At 71.6% G+C, this 18,557-nt stretch carries 16 protein-coding genes; 9 read left to right on the forward strand and 7 right to left on the reverse strand.

All coding sequences use genetic code 11. The features are described from left to right. Nucleotides 1-2 precede the first annotated feature (2 nt). The gene (locus tag IG84_RS0107310; protein ID WP_031052754.1) at nucleotides 3-1,160 is read right to left on the reverse strand and encodes an acyl-CoA dehydrogenase family protein; all 1,158 of its coding nucleotides are present in this window, start codon (nucleotides 1,158-1,160) and stop codon (nucleotides 3-5) included. Nucleotides 1,161-1,452: 292 nt separating this feature from the next. Between IG84_RS0107310 and IG84_RS0107320 the strand changes: the two genes are divergently transcribed. Beyond that, entirely contained in the window at nucleotides 1,453-2,244 is a 792-nt protein-coding gene (locus IG84_RS0107320; RefSeq protein WP_031052757.1) for a crotonase/enoyl-CoA hydratase family protein, read from the forward strand. A 71-nt stretch (nucleotides 2,245-2,315) separates the two neighbouring features. Here the strand turns inward: IG84_RS0107320 and IG84_RS0107325 are convergent, their stop codons facing one another. The 3 genes from IG84_RS0107325 to IG84_RS0107335 form a co-directional block, all read right to left on the reverse strand. Beyond that, nucleotides 2,316-3,911, reverse strand: a complete 1,596-nt coding sequence (locus IG84_RS0107325; RefSeq protein ID WP_051861477.1) for a long-chain-fatty-acid--CoA ligase — start codon at nucleotides 3,909-3,911, stop codon at nucleotides 2,316-2,318. Nucleotides 3,912-3,957: 46 nt separating this feature from the next. Then, nucleotides 3,958-4,803: an acyl-CoA thioesterase gene (locus tag IG84_RS0107330; protein WP_245659250.1), complete on the reverse strand. Its 846-nt coding sequence runs from the start codon at nucleotides 4,801-4,803 to the stop codon at nucleotides 3,958-3,960. Between the two features lie 67 nt (nucleotides 4,804-4,870). Continuing rightward, on the reverse strand, nucleotides 4,871-5,926 hold the full coding sequence (locus IG84_RS0107335) for an MBL fold metallo-hydrolase (RefSeq protein ID WP_211266426.1): 1,056 nt from the start codon (nucleotides 5,924-5,926) through the stop codon (nucleotides 4,871-4,873). A 197-nt stretch (nucleotides 5,927-6,123) separates the two neighbouring features. Here IG84_RS0107335 and IG84_RS0107340 point away from each other — a divergent pair, with 197 nt between their 5' ends. The 7 genes from IG84_RS0107340 to IG84_RS0107370 all read left to right on the forward strand — a co-directional run bounded on the left by IG84_RS0107340 (nucleotide 6,124) and on the right by IG84_RS0107370 (nucleotide 13,320). Beyond that, the gene (locus IG84_RS0107340; protein ID WP_031052765.1) at nucleotides 6,124-6,885 is read left to right on the forward strand and encodes a 3-hydroxyacyl-CoA dehydrogenase; all 762 of its coding nucleotides are present in this window, start codon (nucleotides 6,124-6,126) and stop codon (nucleotides 6,883-6,885) included. A gap of 83 nt (nucleotides 6,886-6,968) precedes the next feature. Beyond that, nucleotides 6,969-7,733: a crotonase/enoyl-CoA hydratase family protein gene (locus IG84_RS0107345; protein ID WP_031052767.1), complete on the forward strand. Its 765-nt coding sequence runs from the start codon at nucleotides 6,969-6,971 to the stop codon at nucleotides 7,731-7,733. After that, complete coding sequence (locus IG84_RS0107350; RefSeq protein ID WP_031052769.1) at nucleotides 7,733-8,905, forward strand: CaiB/BaiF CoA transferase family protein; 1,173 nt, start codon at nucleotides 7,733-7,735, stop codon at nucleotides 8,903-8,905. Before IG84_RS0107345 ends, IG84_RS0107350 begins: the two co-directional genes overlap by 1 nt. Beyond that, a complete protein-coding gene (locus IG84_RS0107355; RefSeq protein ID WP_051861479.1) occupies nucleotides 8,902-10,515 on the forward strand; it encodes a class I adenylate-forming enzyme family protein in 1,614 nt (537 codons plus the stop codon). Before IG84_RS0107350 ends, IG84_RS0107355 begins: the two co-directional genes overlap by 4 nt. Next, the gene (locus tag IG84_RS0107360; RefSeq protein ID WP_031052772.1) at nucleotides 10,512-11,549 is read left to right on the forward strand and encodes an LLM class F420-dependent oxidoreductase; all 1,038 of its coding nucleotides are present in this window, start codon (nucleotides 10,512-10,514) and stop codon (nucleotides 11,547-11,549) included. The genes IG84_RS0107355 and IG84_RS0107360 overlap by 4 nt, the downstream gene beginning before the upstream one ends. Nucleotides 11,550-11,629: 80 nt before the next feature. Next, on the forward strand, nucleotides 11,630-12,421 hold the full coding sequence (locus IG84_RS0107365) for an enoyl-CoA hydratase/isomerase family protein (RefSeq protein WP_031052774.1): 792 nt from the start codon (nucleotides 11,630-11,632) through the stop codon (nucleotides 12,419-12,421). Further along, nucleotides 12,418-13,320: an enoyl-CoA hydratase-related protein gene (locus tag IG84_RS0107370; protein ID WP_037799448.1), complete on the forward strand. Its 903-nt coding sequence runs from the start codon at nucleotides 12,418-12,420 to the stop codon at nucleotides 13,318-13,320. Before IG84_RS0107365 ends, IG84_RS0107370 begins: the two co-directional genes overlap by 4 nt. Before the next feature lie 21 nt (nucleotides 13,321-13,341). Here the strand turns inward: IG84_RS0107370 and IG84_RS0107375 are convergent, their stop codons facing one another. Beyond that, on the reverse strand, nucleotides 13,342-13,947 hold the full coding sequence (locus IG84_RS0107375) for a TetR/AcrR family transcriptional regulator (protein WP_031052780.1): 606 nt from the start codon (nucleotides 13,945-13,947) through the stop codon (nucleotides 13,342-13,344). A 159-nt stretch (nucleotides 13,948-14,106) separates the two neighbouring features. Between IG84_RS0107375 and IG84_RS0107380 the strand changes: the two genes are divergently transcribed. Continuing rightward, the gene (locus IG84_RS0107380) at nucleotides 14,107-15,900 is read left to right on the forward strand and encodes an acyclic terpene utilization AtuA family protein (RefSeq protein ID WP_107053830.1); all 1,794 of its coding nucleotides are present in this window, start codon (nucleotides 14,107-14,109) and stop codon (nucleotides 15,898-15,900) included. Between the two features lie 42 nt (nucleotides 15,901-15,942). Here IG84_RS0107380 and IG84_RS0107385 read toward each other — a convergent pair whose 3' ends face one another. Together IG84_RS0107385 and IG84_RS0107390 are read right to left on the reverse strand one after the other, a co-directional pair. Further along, nucleotides 15,943-17,004: a phosphotransferase family protein gene (locus IG84_RS0107385; RefSeq protein ID WP_037799451.1), complete on the reverse strand. Its 1,062-nt coding sequence runs from the start codon at nucleotides 17,002-17,004 to the stop codon at nucleotides 15,943-15,945. After that, on the reverse strand, nucleotides 17,001-18,551 hold the full coding sequence (locus tag IG84_RS0107390; RefSeq protein ID WP_031052789.1) for an acyl-CoA synthetase: 1,551 nt from the start codon (nucleotides 18,549-18,551) through the stop codon (nucleotides 17,001-17,003). Before IG84_RS0107390 ends, IG84_RS0107385 begins: the two co-directional genes overlap by 4 nt. Nucleotides 18,552-18,557 lie beyond the last annotated feature (6 nt).

An 18,557-nucleotide genomic window follows, 5' to 3' on the forward strand; every position in this document is an offset into this window, starting at 1 on the left:
TGTCACAGGCCGAGCGACTTGGCGATGATGGTCTTCATGACCTCGTTGGTGCCGCCGAAGATGCGCGAGACACGGGTGTCGGCGTACAGCCGGGCGATCGGGTATTCGGTGATGTAGCCGTAACCGCCGTGCAGTTGGAGGCACTTGTCGATGACGCGACCCGCCGCCTCGGTGCAGTACAGCTTCACCTTGGCGGCATCGGCGACGGTCAGCTCCCCGGCGTCGTGCAGTTCCAGAGCCCGGTCGGCGAACAACTGCGCCGCCTCGACCTCGGTCGCACACTCCGCCAGGACGAACTTGGTGTTCTGGAAGTGCGCGACGGGCTTGCCGAAGACCGTGCGGTCCTTGACGTACCCGGTCGCGAAACGCAGTGCGGCGGCCGCGGAGGCCGCGGCGCCCAGCGCGATGGACAGCCGCTCCTGCGGGAGGTTGTGGGAGAGGTAGGAGAAGCCCTTGCCCTCCTCGCCGAGCAGGTTCTCCACCGGGACCTTGACGTCGGTGAAGGACAGTTCGGCGGTGTCGGACGCCTTCAGCCCGATCTTCTGCAGCTTGCGGCCGACCGCGAAGCCCTCGGAGGCGGTCTCCACGCACAGGATGGACAGGCCGGCGCGCCGGTCCTCGGGGTCGTACGGGGTGGTGCGCGCCACGACCAGGATGAGGTCCGCCAGTGCACCGCCGGTGATGAAGGTCTTGGCGCCGTTGAGGACGTAGTGCCGTCCGTCAGCCGAGAGCTGCGCCTTGGTCTGGATGTTCGCCAGGTCCGAGCCGGTGCCGGGCTCGGTCATGGCGATCGCCGTCATGATGTCGCCGCTCGCGAAGCCGGGCAGCCAGCGCCGCTTCTGCTCCTCGGTGGCGTACTTCATCAGGTAGGGCAGGATCAGGTTGGCGTGCACCGAGTAGTTGCCGAACGAGACGCCGGCCCGGGCCGTCTCCTCCATGGTGACCGCGGCGAACTTGAAGCTGCTCTCGCCGGCGCCGCCGTACTCCTCCGGCACCTGGATGCCCAGCACGCCCAGCTCGCCGAGCTTGCGGTAGAAGTCCCGCGGCGGGTGCCCCTGCTCCTCCCACTCGTGATGGACCGGCGCGACCTCCTTGTCGATGAAGTCCCGCAGCGTCTGTCGGTAAGCCTCGTGATCCTCGTTGAACACCGAAAGGCGCACAGCAACCCCTTCGTTCCGCGGTCTCTCGAACCATCACACCGGTCTCTTGAACGATCGTTAAGTTATACCTGCACTGCACACCTGTCCAGAGCGCAAGGGCGCGATCTCGCGCTCGATGAACGCGTCGAGTTCCGCGAGCTTCCGGGTCAGTTCCGCGGGGAGTTCATCATCCATGACTCCTCCTTAACGATCGTTCGGCTAGCATGGCAGCGTCCTCAACGCCGAGGGAAGAGGGAGAAAGCGGATGGCAAGCACGTCTGAAACATCCGATACGTCCAGGACATCCGAGCGGGTGACCGTCACACTGGCCGACGGGATCGCCGATGTCCGGCTGAACCGGCCCGAGAAACGCAACGCGCTCGACCCGGCGATGTTCGAGGCACTCGTGACGACCGGGGAGCGACTGAAGAGCGAGCCCGGGGTGCGGGTGGTGGTGCTGTCGGGCGAGGGTCCGGACTTCTGCGCCGGGCTGGACTTCACCTCGTTCCGGGCGATGCGGGACGGGCAGCGGCTCTCCGGACTCGCGCAGCTCCCGCCGTCGGACGGGCCGGCGCAGGCCGCCGGACAGCGCGCGGCGTACGTGTGGGCCGAGCTGCCCGTTCCGGTGATCGCCGCGCTGCGCGGCAACGCGCTCGGCGGTGGCCTGCAGATCGCGCTCGGCGCCGACATCCGGATCGTGGCGCCGGACGCCCGGCTCAGCGTGTTCGAGGTGGCGTGGGGGCTGGTACCGGATATGACGGGCACTCAGCTACTTCCGGAGCTCGTCGGCCGGGACGTGGCGAAGGAGTTGACGCTGACCGCCCGGATCGTCGGCGGTGAGGAGGCCGCCCGCATCGGCCTCGCCACCCGCACCGCGCCCGACCCGCTCGCCGAGGCGCTCGCCCTGGCCGGGGAGATCGCCCAGCACAGCCCGCACGCGGTCCGCGCGGCGAAACGGCTGCTCGACCTGGGCGGCCGCACCGACCTCGGCACCGGCTTCGCCGAGGAACAGAAGGAGATCGGCGCCCTGATCGGCAGTCCCAACCAGGCGGAGGCGGTCGCGGCACGCTTCGAGAAGCGGGAGCCGCGCTTCACGGACGTCTGAGCCGAGCCCTCACGGGGCGGGCGCGGTCAGGGGCGCGTGTCCTACCCCGAGCCGCCGCAGGGTGAGGCCGGTCAGTCGTGGGAATCGGCCTCCCGGCCGTACCGCTCGCGCAGCCGGAATTTCTGTATCTTTCCGCTCGCGTTGCGCGGCATGGCGTCCACGAAGACCACCGAAGTCGGCTTCTTGTACGAGGCGAGTCTGGAGCGGCAGTGGTCGATGAGCTCCTTCTCGGCCGGTGGGTTCGCCGGGTCGGCCGGGACGACCACCGCGCGCGGCGTCTGTACCCACTTGGGGTGGTCGACGCCGATCACCGCGACCTCGGCGACGCCCGGGTGCGCGTCGATGGCGGCCTCGACCTCGGCGCAGTAGATGTTCTCCCCGCCCGAGATGATCATGTCCTTCTTGCGGTCGACGACATAGATGAATCCTTCCTCGTCCATCCGGCACAGGTCGCCGGAGTGGAACCAGCCGCCCGCGAATGCGGCCGCGGTCTCCGCCGGCTTATTCCAGTACCCGAGCATCGTCGTCGGCCCGCGGTAGACGATCTCGCCGACCTCCCCGACCGGAACGTCCCGCATCTCCTCGTCGACGATCCGCACCTCGATGCCCGGCAGCGGGGTGCCGACCGATCCCATCTTCCGCACCGCGTCCTCGGCCCGCAGCATCGTGGTGGTCGGGCTCATCTCGGTCTGCCCGAACGCGCTGTAGGCGGGGGCGTCCGGGAAGCATTCCTGCAGCGACTCCAGTACGGACGGCGGCGCGACGGACGCGCCCCACACCGGCGTGCGCAATGCCAGCTCGCGGTCCTTGATCCCGGGCACCGCGCAGACCGCCTGCCACTGGCTCGGTACGAGGAAACAGCTCGTGATCCGCTCCTTCTCCAGTACGTCGACCAAGGCAGCCGGATCGAACGCCAACGACGCGTCGATGACCAGCCGGCCGCCGCTGAGCAGCCCACGCAGGGTCACGCTCAGCCCGGCGATGTGGAACATCGGCACCCCGAGCAGCGAGACATCGGGCTCGCGCCGGATGCCGCCGGTCGCGGAGAGCACCGTGAAGGCTGCCATGACCAGGTTGAAGTGGGTGAGCACGGCGCCCTTGGGGCGACCGGTGGTGCCGGAGGTGTACATGAGGAATGCCGGGTCGTTCTCCGGTACGTCGATGCCGGGGTCCTGCGGCGAGGCGGCGGCGAGTGCGGCCTCGTACGGCTCGGCGTCCGGACCGTACGCGGCCGGGTCCCCGGTGACGAGCACGGTGATCGGCCCCTCGACATCGCGCGCCGCCTCCGCGCAGGTGGCGGCCAGCCGCTCGTCGACGAGCAGCGCGGTGGCGCCGCAGTCGGCGAGGATGTACGCGATCTCGGCGGCGACGAGCCGGAAGTTCACCGGTACCGCGATCGCCCCGAGCCGGACCGCTGCCAGATAGCTCTCGGCGGTCTCGATACGGTTGTGCATGACGACCGCGACCCGGCTGCCGCGCTCGACCCCGCGGGCGCTCAGCGCGTTCGCCAGCCGGCTGACCCGCTCGTCCAGCTCCGTGAAAGTGAGCGCGCGCGTGCCGTGCCGCATCGCCATGCGGTCGGGGAACTTCCTTGCACAGCGGGCCAGTTGGGCCCCGTACGACATCCGTCGGGCAGCGGCCACGGCGTCGTTGTCGTGTGCCTGCATACGGCCTCCCTCTCCCTCCCCGTCTCCGGTGAGGTGCGGTTGAAGGTCACTCCGAGATGCGCTTCTCCTGTGGGGTGCGGCGCTGACGGTAGAGCTGCTCCTGGGTCAGGCTCGCCCGCAGGACGCCGTCGGCGCTGCTGACCGTGCCGGTGTACCAGCCGCGCCCGCCACCCGTCGTATGCGGTACGAGGTCGAGCAGCACCCAGTCGTCGAGCCGTACCGGGCGGTGGAACCACACCGCGTGGTCCAGGCTGCTCATCGGGGTCCAGCTTTCGTCCCGCAGCGGCGCGAGACCGCTGAGGACGTCGGAGAGGTAGGTCAGCGCGGCGGTGTGCAGCAGCGGGTCGTCCCCGAGGTCCGCGGTGCAGCGCGCCCAGAACCGGGTCGGCCAGGACGCCTCGGGGTACGGCTGCTGCGGCTGGCGGGCCTCGAAGGAGGCCAGCCGCGGCATCGTCCCGGTCGGCAGCGTGTCCGGCGGTGGCGCGTCCGGTACCGGCGACGCCTGGAGGTCCCTGCCGTCCTCGGCGACGTGGAACGACGCGGACATGCTGAAGATGACCTCACCGTCCTGCAGCGCGACCACCCGGCGCGCGGAGTACGAGCGGCCGTCCCGGTCCCGTTCGACCCGGAAGACGGTCGGGCGGCCGGAATCCCCGGCGCGCAGGAAGTAGCCGTGCATCGAGTGCGGTGTCCTATCGGGGCCGACGGTGCGCCCCGCCGCCATCAGCGCCTGCGCGGCGACCTGCCCGCCGAAGAGCGCGAACGGCTCGTCGAAGACCACGTTCCCGCGGTACAGGTCGCGGTCCACGGCCTCCAGGTCGAGCAGCTCCAGCAGCGAGACCCCCGCGGGGGCGGGCGGCGGCAGCGGCTGGGTGGACCTGGCCTTGATCACGCTCAGCGCCTCTCAGCTAAACGGTCGTTCGACAGAGGTGCACTCTCCCAATCGGAGCGCGGCGATGTCAACGAGTCGGATACCAACGAGCCGGCCCGGCCGCAGTGCCCTCGACTGCCTCCACAACCTCACCCCTCGCCTCCAGCAGCTTCAGATGCGCCAGCGTCTCCCCCAGCGCGAACCGCCGCTGCTGCACGCCGAAGTCGGCCCAGGGGCGCGACCACTTCAGCCGGGCCGACAGCTCCCACGCGGTGGCGCCGGACGCCGCCCGCACCGCGGTGAGCGTTTCCGCCAGCCGCTCGGTGTGGTGCCGCGCCATCTGGACCAGCCGCTCGTCCAGCCGGCGGAAGCGGTACTCGTGCGCCGGCAGCACTTCGTCGACGTCGAACCGCTCCAGCCGCTCCAGCGAGAGCAGGAAGTCGGCCAGCGGGTCGCCGGGGGTCTGGGCGTACACGCCGACCGCCGGGGTGATCCGGGGCAGCACATGGTCGCCGGAGAACAGCAGCCGCCGCTCGGGCTCGTAGAAGCAGGAGTGGCCGGGGCTGTGCCCCGGGGTCCACACCACCCGCAGGTCCAGCCCCGGCAGCTTGATCCGCTCCCCGTCCTGCAGCAGCACGTCCGGGCGGGCGGCCCCGAACACCAGGTCGCTGTTCATGCCGTCCACCGTCGCGGCGGCCTCGGCGCCGGGGACCCCGTGCGTGGTCAGGTACTGCAGGAGGCTGCTGTGCCACTTGTCCCGGGTCTCGGTGTCCGCGCCGAGGAGTGTGGCGTCCAGGGTGTGCAGGGCGACGTACGCCCCCGATGCCTCGCGCACCCGGCCGGCCAGGCCGAGATGATCGGGGTGGCTGTGGGTGACGAGGACGGCCTTGACGTTCCCGACGGCGGTCCCCAGCTCGGCCAGGCCGTCGTTGAGGGCCTGCCAGGAGACCTCGGCGTCCCATCCCGCGTCGATGAGCACGACGCCGTCGCCGGCTTCGAGCGCGTACACCAGGACGTAGCGCAGCGGGTTGTCGGGGATGGGTACGGGGATGGACCACAGCCCCTCGCGCACCCGCTCGACCGGCGGCAGGACGCGGTCCTGCCACGCCTGCCACTGCACGGTGCCGCTGATCTCAAGTGCCACGGCTGTCCTTTCCGTTGACACCGCCATGGGGCTGTGGTTGCCTGTGGGCGGCAGTTGCCGAACGCTCGTTAAGTTAGCAGACCAGGCGCGGCACTGGCAGCCCCTCGGCCGGGAGCGGAGAACGCTCATCGCGAGGGGCTCCCACGCGGCCGCCCTCCGGTGGCAGCCCGCCACAGGGAAGGAAGTGGGGTTCTCTCATGCGCACCGACGGTGTTTCCGCTCTTGTCACCGGTGGGGCCTCCGGCCTCGGCCTGGCCACCGCCAAGAAACTGCTGGCCTCGGGCGCCCACGTGGTGCTGTTCGACCTGCCGACCTCCGACGGCGAGGCGGTGGCGAAGGAGCTGGGCGAGCGGGCGGTGTTCGTCGCCGGCGACGTGATCGACGAGGCGGACGTGGCGCGTGCGGTGGAGGCCGCGTCGAGGCCGGCGCCGCTGCGGGTGACCGTCAACTGCGCCGGCATCGGCGGATCGGCCCGTACGGTGGGCAAGGAAGGCCCGTTCCCGCTGGAGCGGTTCACCAAGGTGGTCACGGTCAATCTGATCGGCACCTTCAACGTGATCCGGCTGGCCGCGGCGAAGATGGTCGGCAACGAGCCCGTGGACGGCGACCGGGGCGTGATCGTCAACACCGCGTCGGTGGCCGCCTTCGACGGCCAGATCGGACAGGCCGCGTACTCCGCCTCCAAAGGCGGTGTCGTCGGCATGACCCTGCCCATCGCCCGCGACCTGGCGAACCGTCAGGTCCGCGTGACGACGATCGCGCCGGGCCTGTTCGACACCCCGCTGCTCGGCCGTGCCCCGCAGGAGCTGCGCGACTCGCTGGGCAAGCAGGTGCCGCACCCGTCGCGCCTCGGCACCCCGGACGAGTACGCCTCGCTGGTCGCGCACATCGTCGACAATCCGATGCTCAACGGCGAGGTCATCCGCCTCGACGGCGCCATCCGGATGGCTCCCAAGTAAGAACCCGCGTCATCCGGACCGGTCCCGAAGAAAGCGCACCCGCACCGGCCCTTCGCGGCCGCCCACCCCGTACGGAGCCACCGATGACCGATGCGGTCCACACTGAATTCTCCGACGGCATCGCCGTCATCACGATCAACCGCCCCGAGGCCCGCAACGCCGTCAACCTGAGCGTCGCCGAGGGTGTCGCCGCCGCGATCGACGAGCTGGACGCCCGCGACGGCCTGGCCGTCGGCATCCTCACCGGCGCCGGCGGCACCTTCTGCTCAGGGATGGACCTCAAGGCGTTCCTCAAGGGCGAGCGCCCCGGCATCGAGGGGCGCGGCTTCGCCGGCCTCACCGACGCGCCGCCCCGTAAGCCCCTGATCGCGGCGGTCGAGGGGTACGCGCTGGCCGGCGGCTGTGAACTCGCCCTCGCCTGCGATCTGATCGTGGCCGCCGACAACGCGCAGTTCGGCCTTCCGGAGGTCAAGCGCGGGCTGGTCGCCGCGGCCGGCGGACTGCTGCGGCTGCCGCAGCGCCTGCCGTACCAGATCGCCATGGAACTGGCCCTGACCGGCGCCTTCCTCGACGCCCACCGGGCCCACGGCTACGGTCTGGTCAACCGGCTCGCCGAGCCCGGCGGCGCGCTGGACGGCGCCCGTGACCTCGCCGCCGCCATCGCGGCCAACGGCCCGCTCGCGGTCCGGGTCAGCAAGGAGGTCGTCGTGGGCTCCACCGTCTGGCCGGCCGCCGAGGCCAAGGAGCGCCAGAAGGCCCTGGTGGAGCCCGTCTTCGTCTCCGAGGACGCCAAGGAGGGCCCGCGCGCATTCGCCGAGAAGCGCGCCCCGCGCTGGACCGGCCGCTGATGTCCACCGGACCATACGCGCAGGATCCGCCGGACCCGCCCGGCGGGCCACTCGCCGGAGTCCGGATCATCGAGCTCGGCGGCATCGGCCCGGGCCCGTTCGCGGGCATGGTGCTCACCGGTCTCGGTGCCGAGGTGATCCGGATCGAGCGGCCCGGCGCGCGCGTCAGCGCCGCCGACACGGTCCTGCTGCGCGGCCGGCGGTCGGTGACCGTCGACCTCAAGGACCCCGAGGGCGCCGCCGCCGTACTGCGTCTGACCGACTCCGCCGGCGCCCTGATCGAGGGGTTCCGGCCGGGCGTCGCCGAGCGGCTGGGCCTGGGCCCGGAGGACTGCCTGGCCCGTAACCCGCGCCTGGTGTACGGGCGGATGACCGGCTGGGGCCAGGACGGCCCGCTCGCCCAGGCCCCCGGCCACGACATCAACTACATCGGGCTCACCGGTGTGCTGCACGCGATCGGCCCGGCCGGCGGCGACCCCGTACCCCCGCTCAACCTGATCGGCGACTTCGGCGGCGGCGGGATGCTGCTGGCGCTCGGCGTGGTCAGCGCGTTGCTGCACGCCCGCGCCACCGGCAGCGGCCAGGTGGTGGACGCCGCCATGACCGACGGCAGCGCCCTGCTGCTCGCCATGACCCATGGGTTCCTCGCCCACGGGATGTGGCAGGAGGAACGCGGCGTCAACCTCTTCAGCGGCTGCGCGCCGTTCTACACGACCTACCGCTGCGCGGACGGCAACCACGTCGCGGTCGGCGCGATCGAGCCGCGGTTCTACGCCGATCTGGTACGTGGACTGGGCCTGGCGGACGACCCCGAGTGCGGCACGCAGGGCGCGCGGGAGAACTGGCCCGCCGTGCGGCAGCGGTTCGCCGGGGTCTTCGCGACCCGTACCCGGGACGAGTGGGCCGAGCACTTCGCCGGTACCCAGGCGTGTGTCACGCCCGTCCTCTCCCTCACCGAGGCCGCGGCGCATCCGCACAACGCGGCCCGCGGCACGTTCCTGAATGCGGACGGCCCGCTGCGCCCCGCCCCGGCACCCCGTTTCTCTGCCACCCCGGCGACCGCGCCCGGCGTCGCGCCCAAGGCGGGCGAGGACACCCTGGGTGTCCTGGCCGATGCCGGCCTCACCGTTGCTCAGCTCGACAGACTGACCGCGCGAGGAGTCATCGCATGACCCGTACCACGCTGGACTACCCGTCCGTGGACGCCGGTGCCGTCCTTGCCGGGGCCGCGCACCACTACCCGCAGCGTGTCGCGGTGCGCGACGGCGAGCGGACCCTCACCTTCGCCGGACTCCACGACCACGCGCTGCGCTTCGCCCGGGGACTGCGCGAGTACGGCATCGGGCCCGGCGACACCGTACTGCTGCTGCTCCCCAACACCCTGTGGTTCCCGGTCGCCTACTGGGGCACCCTGTACGCCGGTGCGGTCGTCAGCCCCGCCAACCCCGCGCAGCCCGCCGCGGCGCTCGCCACCCAGATCGAGGACTCCGGGGCCCGCGCCGTCATCGTCCCCGGCCCCGAAGCGACCGCGCCGGCACCGTCGGGCGGGACCGTGGTGGCCGCCGAGGCCCTGCTGGGGTACGGCACCGCGGAGCGCGTCCCGCGCGGCCCGGAGGACCTGGCACACCTCTCGTACACGGGCGGGACGACGGGCCGTTCCAAGGCGGTGCGGGTGCTGCACCGCAATCTGGTCGCCAATGTCACGCAGGTGAGCTGGGTCCGCTCGGCCTCCCGTACGGTGCTCGTCGACGGGGTGCTCGGCGCCGAGCAGGACAAGGAGCGGGCCACATCCTGGCACCGGCCGCCCGGTACCGGGGTCACGCTCGCGGTGGCACCGCTCTTCCACGCACTGGGGCTGGCCAGCATGGTCGCCAACACCTTGGTCGGTACCACCACGGTGCTCTCCTCCCGCTTCGACCCCGAACGCTTCCTCGCCGATGTGGACGAGCACCGGGTCACCCTGCTCAACGGCTCCCCCACGATGTACCGGGCGCTGCTGGCCTCGCCGGCGGCCGCCGGGCGGCGGATGGAGTCCGTCTCGGTCGTCAACTCCGGTGCCGCGCCCATCGATCCGGAGACCTGGCGGCGCCTGGCCGAACTGTTTCCCCACGCCCGGATCACCGAGGGGTACGGCCTCACCGAGGCCACGGTGGCGCTGGTGCTGCACCCCTTGGACAGAGATGCAGGCATCCCGCCCGGCTCCGTCGGTCTCCCCCTGCCGGACACCGAACTGTCGATCCGTGACTTGACCGACCTGGAGCGCGAGCTGCCGGCCGGCGAGACCGGTGAAGTGTGGGCCCGCGGGCCGCAGATCACCGACGGCTACCACGGAATGGCCGACCTGACGGCCGATCAGTTCCGCGACGGCTGGCTGCGCACCGGCGATACCGGCCACCTGGACGACCGGGGCCACCTCTTTCTTTCCGGCCGCGCGAAGGACATGCTGATCTACAAGGGCTACAACGTGTATCCCGTGCATCTGGAGGACATCCTCGCCGGTCATCCCGCGGTCGCCACCGCGTCGGTGATCGGTGTGCCACATCAGGACGCGGGCGAGATCCCCGCCGCCTATGTGGTGCTGCGCAACGGCGCCGCGGCCACCGCCGAGGAGCTGATGGCGTACGTGGCCGAGCGGGTCGCCCCGTACCAGCGGGTGCGCGAACTGCACTTCGTCCCGGCCCTCCCCGTTTCCGCGGCAGGAAAGATCCTCAAGAACGAGCTGCGCGCCCGGCACGCGGCAGTGGCGGGCCCGGCGGCTCAGGACACCCGGAGGCAGGCATGAGAATCGGCATGATGCTGAGCTACAGCGGTGGTTTCAAGGAGACCGTCGAGGTGCTCGGCGACTACGAGAAGGCCGGACTGGACATCGTCTTCGTCCCGGAGGCGTACTCCTACGACGCGATCAGCCAGCTCGGCTTCATCGCCGCGCGCACCGAACGCCTGGAGATCGCCTCCGGCATCCTCCAGATCTACACCCGGACGCCCAGCCTGACCGCGATGACCGCGGCCGGCCTGGACTATGTCTCCGGCGGCCGGTTCACCCTCGGGATCGGCGCCTCGGGGCCGCAGGTCATCGAGGGGTTCCACGGCGTGCCGTACGACGCTCCGCTGGCGCGCACCCGGGAGATCGTCGACATCTGCCGGCAGGTGTGGCGCCGCGAGAAGGTCGTCCACGAAGGCAAGCACTATCAGATCCCCCTCCCGGCCGAGCGGGGCACGGGGCTGGGCAAGCCGCTCAAGCTCATCAACCATCCGGTGCGGGACCGGGTCCCGGTCATCCTCGCCGCGATCGGGCCGAAGAACGTGGCGCTGACCGCCGAGATTGCCGAGGGCTGGCTGCCCATCTTCTTCCACCCGGAGAAGGCGGGCCAGGTCTGGGGGCCGTCGCTGGCCGAGGGTGCGGCCCGGCGTGACCCGGCGCTCGGACCGCTGGACATCGTGGCGCAGGCACCGCTGGCCTTCGGCGAGGACGTCGACGAGCTGATCGACCTGGCCCGGCCCCAACTGGCGCTCTACATCGGCGGAATGGGCGCGCGCGGCAAGAACTTCTACAACAACCTCGCGCGCCGTTACGGCTACGAGGCCGAGGCGACCAAGATCCAGGATCTCTATCTGGCCGGCCGCAAGGAGGAGGCCGCCGCCGCGGTCCCCGCCGATCTGCTGCGGGACATCTCGCTGATCGGGCCCGCCTCCTATGTCGCCGAACGCCTCGCCGCCTATCGGGCCGCCGGTGTCACCACCCTCAAGGTCAACCCGGTATCGCCCGATCCGGCGCGCCGCCTGGCCGACCTGGAACGGCTCAAGGCCATGGCTTAGCCGGCCCGGCCACCGGCTCTCTGCCGGCCGTGACCGACCACCTCTCCTCCACCGCCGTAAGAAAGGCTGGGCCTGACGCCATGAGCGACGACGAGCCCGTACTGCTGACCGACCGCGCCGGTGGCGTCCTGACGCTGACGCTGAACCGTCCGCGCCGCAAGAACGCCATCAACGACGAGCTGTGGAACGCGCTGGGCGAGGCGCTGACCGCGGCGGGCAACGATCCGGAGGTGCGGGCGGTCGTGCTGGCCGGGGCCGGCGGGGCGTTCTGCGCCGGTGCCGATCTTTCCGGCCGGCGCGCCGAAGCGCATCCGCTGTCCCGGATGCACCGGATCAACGAGATCGCGCTGCGGCTGCACGAGCTGCCCGTACCGACCGTGGCCAAGGTCGACGGCGTGGCGGTCGGCGCGGGCTGGAACCTCGCCCTGGGCTGCGACTTCGTGGTCGCCACCGCGCGGTCCCGGTTCTCGCAGATCTTCGCGCGCCGCGGTCTGTCGCTGGACTTCGGCGGCTCCTGGCTGCTGCCCAAGCTGGTGGGGCTGCAGCAGGCCAAGCGGCTGGCGCTGCTGGCCGAGATGATCGAAGCGGACGAGGCGCACCGGCTGGGCCTGGTGACCTGGGTGGTCGAGCCGGACGAGCTGGACAAGTTCGTCACCGGCCTCGGCGAGCGGCTGGCCGCCGGGCCGCCGGTGGCGCTGGCACAGAACAAGGCGCTGCTCAATGAGGGGGCGGACCGGACCATGCGGGACGCGCTGGCGAGCGAGGCACGCGCCCAGACGGTCAACTTCGCGACCGCGGACGCGCCGGCGGCCATCGCCGCCTTCAACGAGAAGCGGGAACCGGAGTTCACGGGAGAGTGGGCCGTCAAGTGACCGACAACACCCAGACCGACTACAGGCAGATCAGCTACGCCGTCGCCGACAACATCGCCACGATCACACTGAACCGCCCGGAACGGCTCAACGCGTTCACCACCACGATGGCCGCCGAGCTGATCGCCGCGCTGGACGCCACCGATGCCGACGACGCCGTACGGGCCGTGGTGCTCACCGGCGCCGGGCGGGGCTTCTGCGCGGGCGCCGATCTGCAGGGCGGGGCCGCGACCTTCGACCACCGCGACCCGCAACGGGCCGCCGAGCGTGCCGACTTCGCTACCGTCGGCGGGGCGCCTCGCGATGGCGGCGGCTGCGTGTCACTGCGGATCGCGGCCTCGCGCAAGCCGGTGATCGTGGCCTTCAACGGGCCCGCGGTCGGCGTCGGCGCCACGATGACGCTCCCGGCGGACATCCGGATCGCCTCGGACACGGCCCGGTTCGGCTTCGTCTTCGCCCGCCGCGGCATCGTGCCGGAGGCCGCTTCGAGCTGGTTCCTGCCCCGGATTGTCGGGATCTCGCAGGCGATGGAGTGGGTGGCGACCGGGCGGGTCTTCGACGCGTCGGAGGCGCTGGCCGGCCGGCTCGTCTCGCGGGTCGTACCGGGGGCCGAGCTGCTGCCGACCGCATACGCCATCGCCGCCGAGATCGCGGAGAACACCTCCGCCGTGTCGGTCGCGCTCTCCCGGCAGCTCCTGTGGTCGATGCTCGGCGCCTCGACTCCGTGGGAGGCGCACCGGCTGGACTCGCGGGCGATGAACCGGCTCGGCCAGGCCCCGGACGCGGCCGAGGGCGTCACCTCGTTCCTGGAGAAGCGCCCCCCGAAGTTCCCCGCCCGCATCGCCGACCACCTCGATGTCGTACCACCGTGGCCCGTCCGCCCCGAGGAGATGTCCTGAGTCGCGACTGCTGAGGGCCCGTCAGGCGGGGTGGCGCGGGCGCCGCCCCGCCGGGCGGTACTCCACGAGTACGAGCGCCAGCTCCACATAGCGCTCGGCCAGCTCGTCCACGCTCAGCTCGCCGCCCTCGCGGTACCACTGGGCGATCGCGTTGCACATCGCGATCACACCGCGCCGTGCGTCCTCGGGGTGCGGGGTGCGGAAGACCCCCTGGTCCACCCCGTCCTCGACGATCTGCTGGAACATCCGGGAGCCGTCGAACTGGCGGCGCTGGAAGTCCTCGAGCTGCCCCGCGGACATGCTGCGCCACTCGGTGAGCGTCAGGCTGCTCTCCAGCCGGTACTCCGCGCGGTAGCGCACGGTGGCCCGCACCAGGGCGGCCAGCCGCTCCCCCGGGTCGTCGCCGGCCGCTTCCAGCTCCTTGCGGCAGGATTCGAAGTACGCCTGACCGCTGTCGTTCACCAGTGCGTGCAGCAGCTCCTGCTTGCCGGTGTAGTAGTGGTACATCGCCGACAGGCTCACGCCGGCCCGCCGGGCGATGTCCCGGATCGACGCGGCGGCGTAGCCGCGCTCCGCGAACTCGTGCCGGGCGGCCTCCAGAATGGCCTGCTGGCCTGCACCTCGCACCGGTGCCCTCCTTACGCCTGAACGAACGTCGGTCAGTGTACGCGTCCCGGCCCCGGCCGAGGTCGTCCCGCGGCGGGGCTTGCCACCCTCCGCCGCACCCGCCATTCTCGTACCTGAACGATCGTTCATTCACGGAGAAGTCAGAGGGGAATGAAGCACATGAACCGACGGCCGGTCCGCATCGCGAACTTCTCCGGCTACTACGGCGACCGCTACAGCGCCTTCGACGAGGCCATGGCCGGTGACCCGGTGGATGTGCTGATGGGCGACTACCTCGCCGAGATCACGCTGGCGTCGATGTCACCGCTGTACACGAAGGACCCGTCGAAGGGATACATCACCTACTTCCTCCGCCAGATCCGCCCGCACCTCGCCGCCCTCGCCGAGCGCGGCATGAAGGTCGTGACCAACGCCGGCGCGTTCAACCCGGAGGCGCTGGCGAACGCCCTGCGCGAGGCCATCGCGGAGGCGGGTGTGACGCTCCGGGTGGCGCATGTCGAGGGCGACAACCTCCAGCCCCGGCTGGACGAACTCCGCGCTGCCGGGCACCGGTTCGAGAATCTGGACACCGGTGAGCCGCTGTCGGCCTGGGACGCCGAGCCGATCAGCGCCCATGCCTACCTCGGCGGCCGGGGCATCGCCACGGCGCTGCGGGAGGGCGCCGACATCGTGGTCTGCGGCCGGGTCACCGACGCCTCGCTGACGGCCGGCCCGGCGGCCTGGTGGCACGAGTGGGGCACCGAGGACTGGGACCGGCTGGCCGGAGCCGTCGTCGCCGGACACATCATCGAGTGCGGGCCGCACGCCGTAGGTGGCAACTTCTCCGGCTTCACCGAGATCCCCGGCGCGCACCGGCCGGGCTTCCCGATCGCCGAGGTCGCGGCCGACGGCAGCAGCGTGATCACCAAGCACGGGCGCGATCCCGGCACGGTCACCGTCGACACCGTCACCGCCCAGTTGGTCTACGAGATCCAGGGCCCGCGCTACCTCAACCCCGATGTGACCGTCCACCTGGACACCGTCCGGCTGAGCCAGGCGGGCCCCGACCGGGTGCGGGTCTCCGGTACGGCCGGCTCCCCGCCGCCGCCCACCACCAAGGTCGCGCTCTTCGCCCCGATCGGCCACCAGATCGTCATGACCGTCTATCTGACCGGGCTGGACATCGAGGAGAAGTACGAGCTGCTGCGCACCCAGATCCGGGACCAGGTGGCCGGGCCGGGCGTCGACGAGCTGGACGTCAGCATCATCGGCACCGTCGCGGCCGATCCGCAGAGCCAGTGGGAGGCGACCGTACCGGTCCGCATCATGGCCACCGCACGCGAGCGGGAGCCGCTGGAGTACGCGAATTTCGCCGGGCGGATCGGCGGCCTGTTCCTGTGCAGCGTCCCCGGCTTCTACTACGACACCGGTGCGCAGCGGGTCACCGGGCCGCAGCCGCGCATCGAGTACTGGCCGGGGCTGCTGCCCATGGCGGCCGTCGAGCACCAGGTCGTACTGGCGGACGGTCGCCGCATCGCCGTCGCGCCGCCGGCCGTCACCGAGGCGCCGGCGGGGCAGCCGGTGCACGCGGAGCCCGCTCCGTACCCGCGGGCCCGTACCGAGCGTGCCCCGCTGGGCCGGATCGCCCACGCCCGCAGCGGGGACAAGGGCGGCAACAGCAATGTCGGCATCTGGGCGACCGACCCGGAGGCGTGGCCGTGGCTGCGGTCCGCGCTGAGCACCGACGAGCTGCGGCGGATGGTCCCCGAGGCGAAGGAGCTGGACATCGTCCGCCACGAGTTCCCGCATCTGCACGCGGTCCATTTCGTACTGCGCGGCCTGCTCGGCAACGGCGGCTCCAGCAACCTCCGCGCCGACCAGGTGGGCAAGGCCGTGGGCGAGTACATTCGCACCCGGACCATGGACATCCCGGTCGAACTGCTGGCCCGGCGCAGGGCGGCGCGGGGCCGGTGACCGGCCCCGCGGCACTCACCGGCAACGGCCCCTGATGCACCGTCAGAGGAGGCCGAGTTCCCGTACCGCCTCGAAGGCGATCTCGCCCTGGCGGAGCCCCTGCTGCGCCCGGAGCTCGTCCGCGTAACCGTCGTCGGCCATCACCCCCGCCAGATACCGTGCGCGCACCCCGGCGCTGATGCACGCCGAGCGCCAGCGGGCGAAGGCGACGTAGTACTCGATGCCGGAGACATCACGGCCGGAGAGGCGCGCATAGCGGTCGATGAGCTCGGCCCGGGTGGGGAATCCCGGTGCCGCGCTGGGGCCCGGAGTGGTCGGCGGGATCTTGTCCCCCGGCTCCTCCCAGGTGGAGATGAGCCAGCCCAGGTCGGCGAGCGGGTCGCCCAGGGTGGCCAGCTCCCAGTCGAAGACGGCGAGTACGGTGCCGTCCGCCGCGAAGCACAGATTGCCCGGCCGGAAGTCGCCGTGCACGATTCCGCCGCGCTGCGCGGGGACGTGCGCGAGGAGCGCGTCGTGCACCTCGTCGAGCAGGGCCAGATCGGGCGCGCCGGACTGGTGGACCTGCCGTTGCCACCGGCGGAGCTGCCGCTCGACATAGCCGTCGCGCCGCGCGATGCCGCCGAGTCCGACGTCGTCGGGGTCGACCCGGTGCAGCGCTGCCAGTACCTCGACGACCTGTTCACCCGCCCGCCGGCGGACCTCTGGCGACCAGCTCCGTACGGCATCCTGATCGGCCGCCACTGCTCCCTCGACGAACGCCATGACATAGAACTCGGCCCCGGTGACCGCCTCGTCGTCGCAGTACGCGAGGGGTTCCGGCACGGGCATTCCGGCCGGGGCGAGTGCGGTGAGGAACCGACACTCCCGGCTCATGTCGTGGGCGGTGCCGAGCACCCCGCCCGTGGGCGGGCGGCGCAGGGCGCGTACGGTCCCCGCGCCGTCGGTGACGCGGTAGGTGAGATTGGAGCGGCCGCCGGAGACGGGCGAGAAAGTGAACGGTGGTACGGCTCCCGGTACTTGGGCGGTCAGCCACCCGCTCACCGCGCCCGGGTCGATCCCGGCGGGCTCGGTACCGGCATGCGCGCCGTACGAATCCGAGCTCACGCTCCACCTCCGCTCTCCGCCGCGTACCGCGCCTTGAGCTTGCCCTTGACCAGCTTGCCGGTCGGGGTGCGCGGCAGCTCGTCGACGAAGTCGACACTGCGCGGCGCCTTGTAGTGCGCGATGCGGGACCGTACGTAGTCGATCAGTCGGCGCTCCAGTTCCGGGCCGGGGCGGGCGTCCGGCGACGGCTGGACGACCGCCTTGACCGCCTCCCCCATCTCCTCGTCCGGCACGCCGATCACCGCGACGTCCGCGATGTCGGGATGCAGTGCGAGCGTGGCCTCCACCTCCTGCGGGTAGATGTTCACCCCACCCGAGATGATCATGAATGCCTTGCGGTCGGTGAGGAACAGATAGCCGTCCTCGTCGACATGGCCGATGTCGCCCGTGGTGGCCCAGTTCGGATGGTCCGGGTGATGCGCGTCCCTGGTCTTCTCCGGGTCGCCCAGATACTCGAACTGCCGCTCCTCGCGCGCGAAGTAGATGGTTCCGGTCCGGCCGGCGGGCAGCACCCGGCCCTCGTCGTCGCAGACGCGCAGCTCTCCCAGCAGGGCCCGGCCCACCGAGCCCGGTTTGGCCAGCCACTCCTCGGACTTGATGAGCGTCATGCCGACGCCCTCGGTCGAGGCGTAGTACTCGTACAGGATCGGCCCCCACCAGTCGATCATCGCGCGCTTGACGTCCGGCGGGCACGGCGCGGCGGCGTGCACCGCCACCCGGTGGCCGGCCAGGTCGTACGCGGTGCGGGCCTTCTCCGGCAGCCGCAGCATCCGGAGGAACATGGTCGGCACCCACTGGCTGTGCGTCACGCCGTAGCGCTCGATCGCCCGGAGCGCGCCCTCGGCGTCGAAGCGCTCCATCATCACGACGGTGCCGCCGAGCGCGTGCACCGACGCGCCCCACCGGAGCGGGGCCGCGTGGTACACCGGCGCCGGGGACAGATAGACCGTGTCCCGGTCGAACCCGTACACCGCCTGCAGGATCTCGACGAGTGTGTCGCCGGGCTCCCCCACCTGGCGGTCCGGGAGCTCGGGGCGGATGCCCTTGGGCCGGCCGGTGGTTCCCGAGGAGTAGAGCAGATCGGCGCCCCTGGGCTGGTCGGCGGGCGGCCGGGGCGACGCGGCGGCCAGCGCGGTCTCGTAGTTTTCGTACCCCTCGACCGGGCCGCCGTAGGCCAGCCGGACGCGGACCGCGGGCGTCGCGTCCCGCAGCTCCTCCGCGAGGCCGGCCAGCGCGTGCGACACCACCAGTGCGGTGGCTCCGGAGTCCCCCACGATGTAGGCGACTTCGGGCGCGCTGAGGTGGTTGTTGACGAGGGTGATGTAGAGACCGGAGCGGACCGCCGCCCAGTACACCTCGTACGCGTGGATCGAGTTGTCGGTGAGCAGGGCGACCACATCGCCCCGGCGCAGGCCCGCCGTGCGCAGCACGTGGGCCAGGCGGATGGAGCGTTCGTCCAGCTCCGCATAGGTCAGCCGGTCACCGGACGCGGCCATGATGACGGCGGCGCGGTGCGGGTCTCTTGTGGCGTGGGCACCTGGATACATGGGGTC

It is taken from the genome of Streptomyces ochraceiscleroticus, assembly GCF_000720485.1.
Lineage (GTDB): Bacteria > Actinomycetota > Actinomycetes > Streptomycetales > Streptomycetaceae > Streptomyces > Streptomyces ochraceiscleroticus.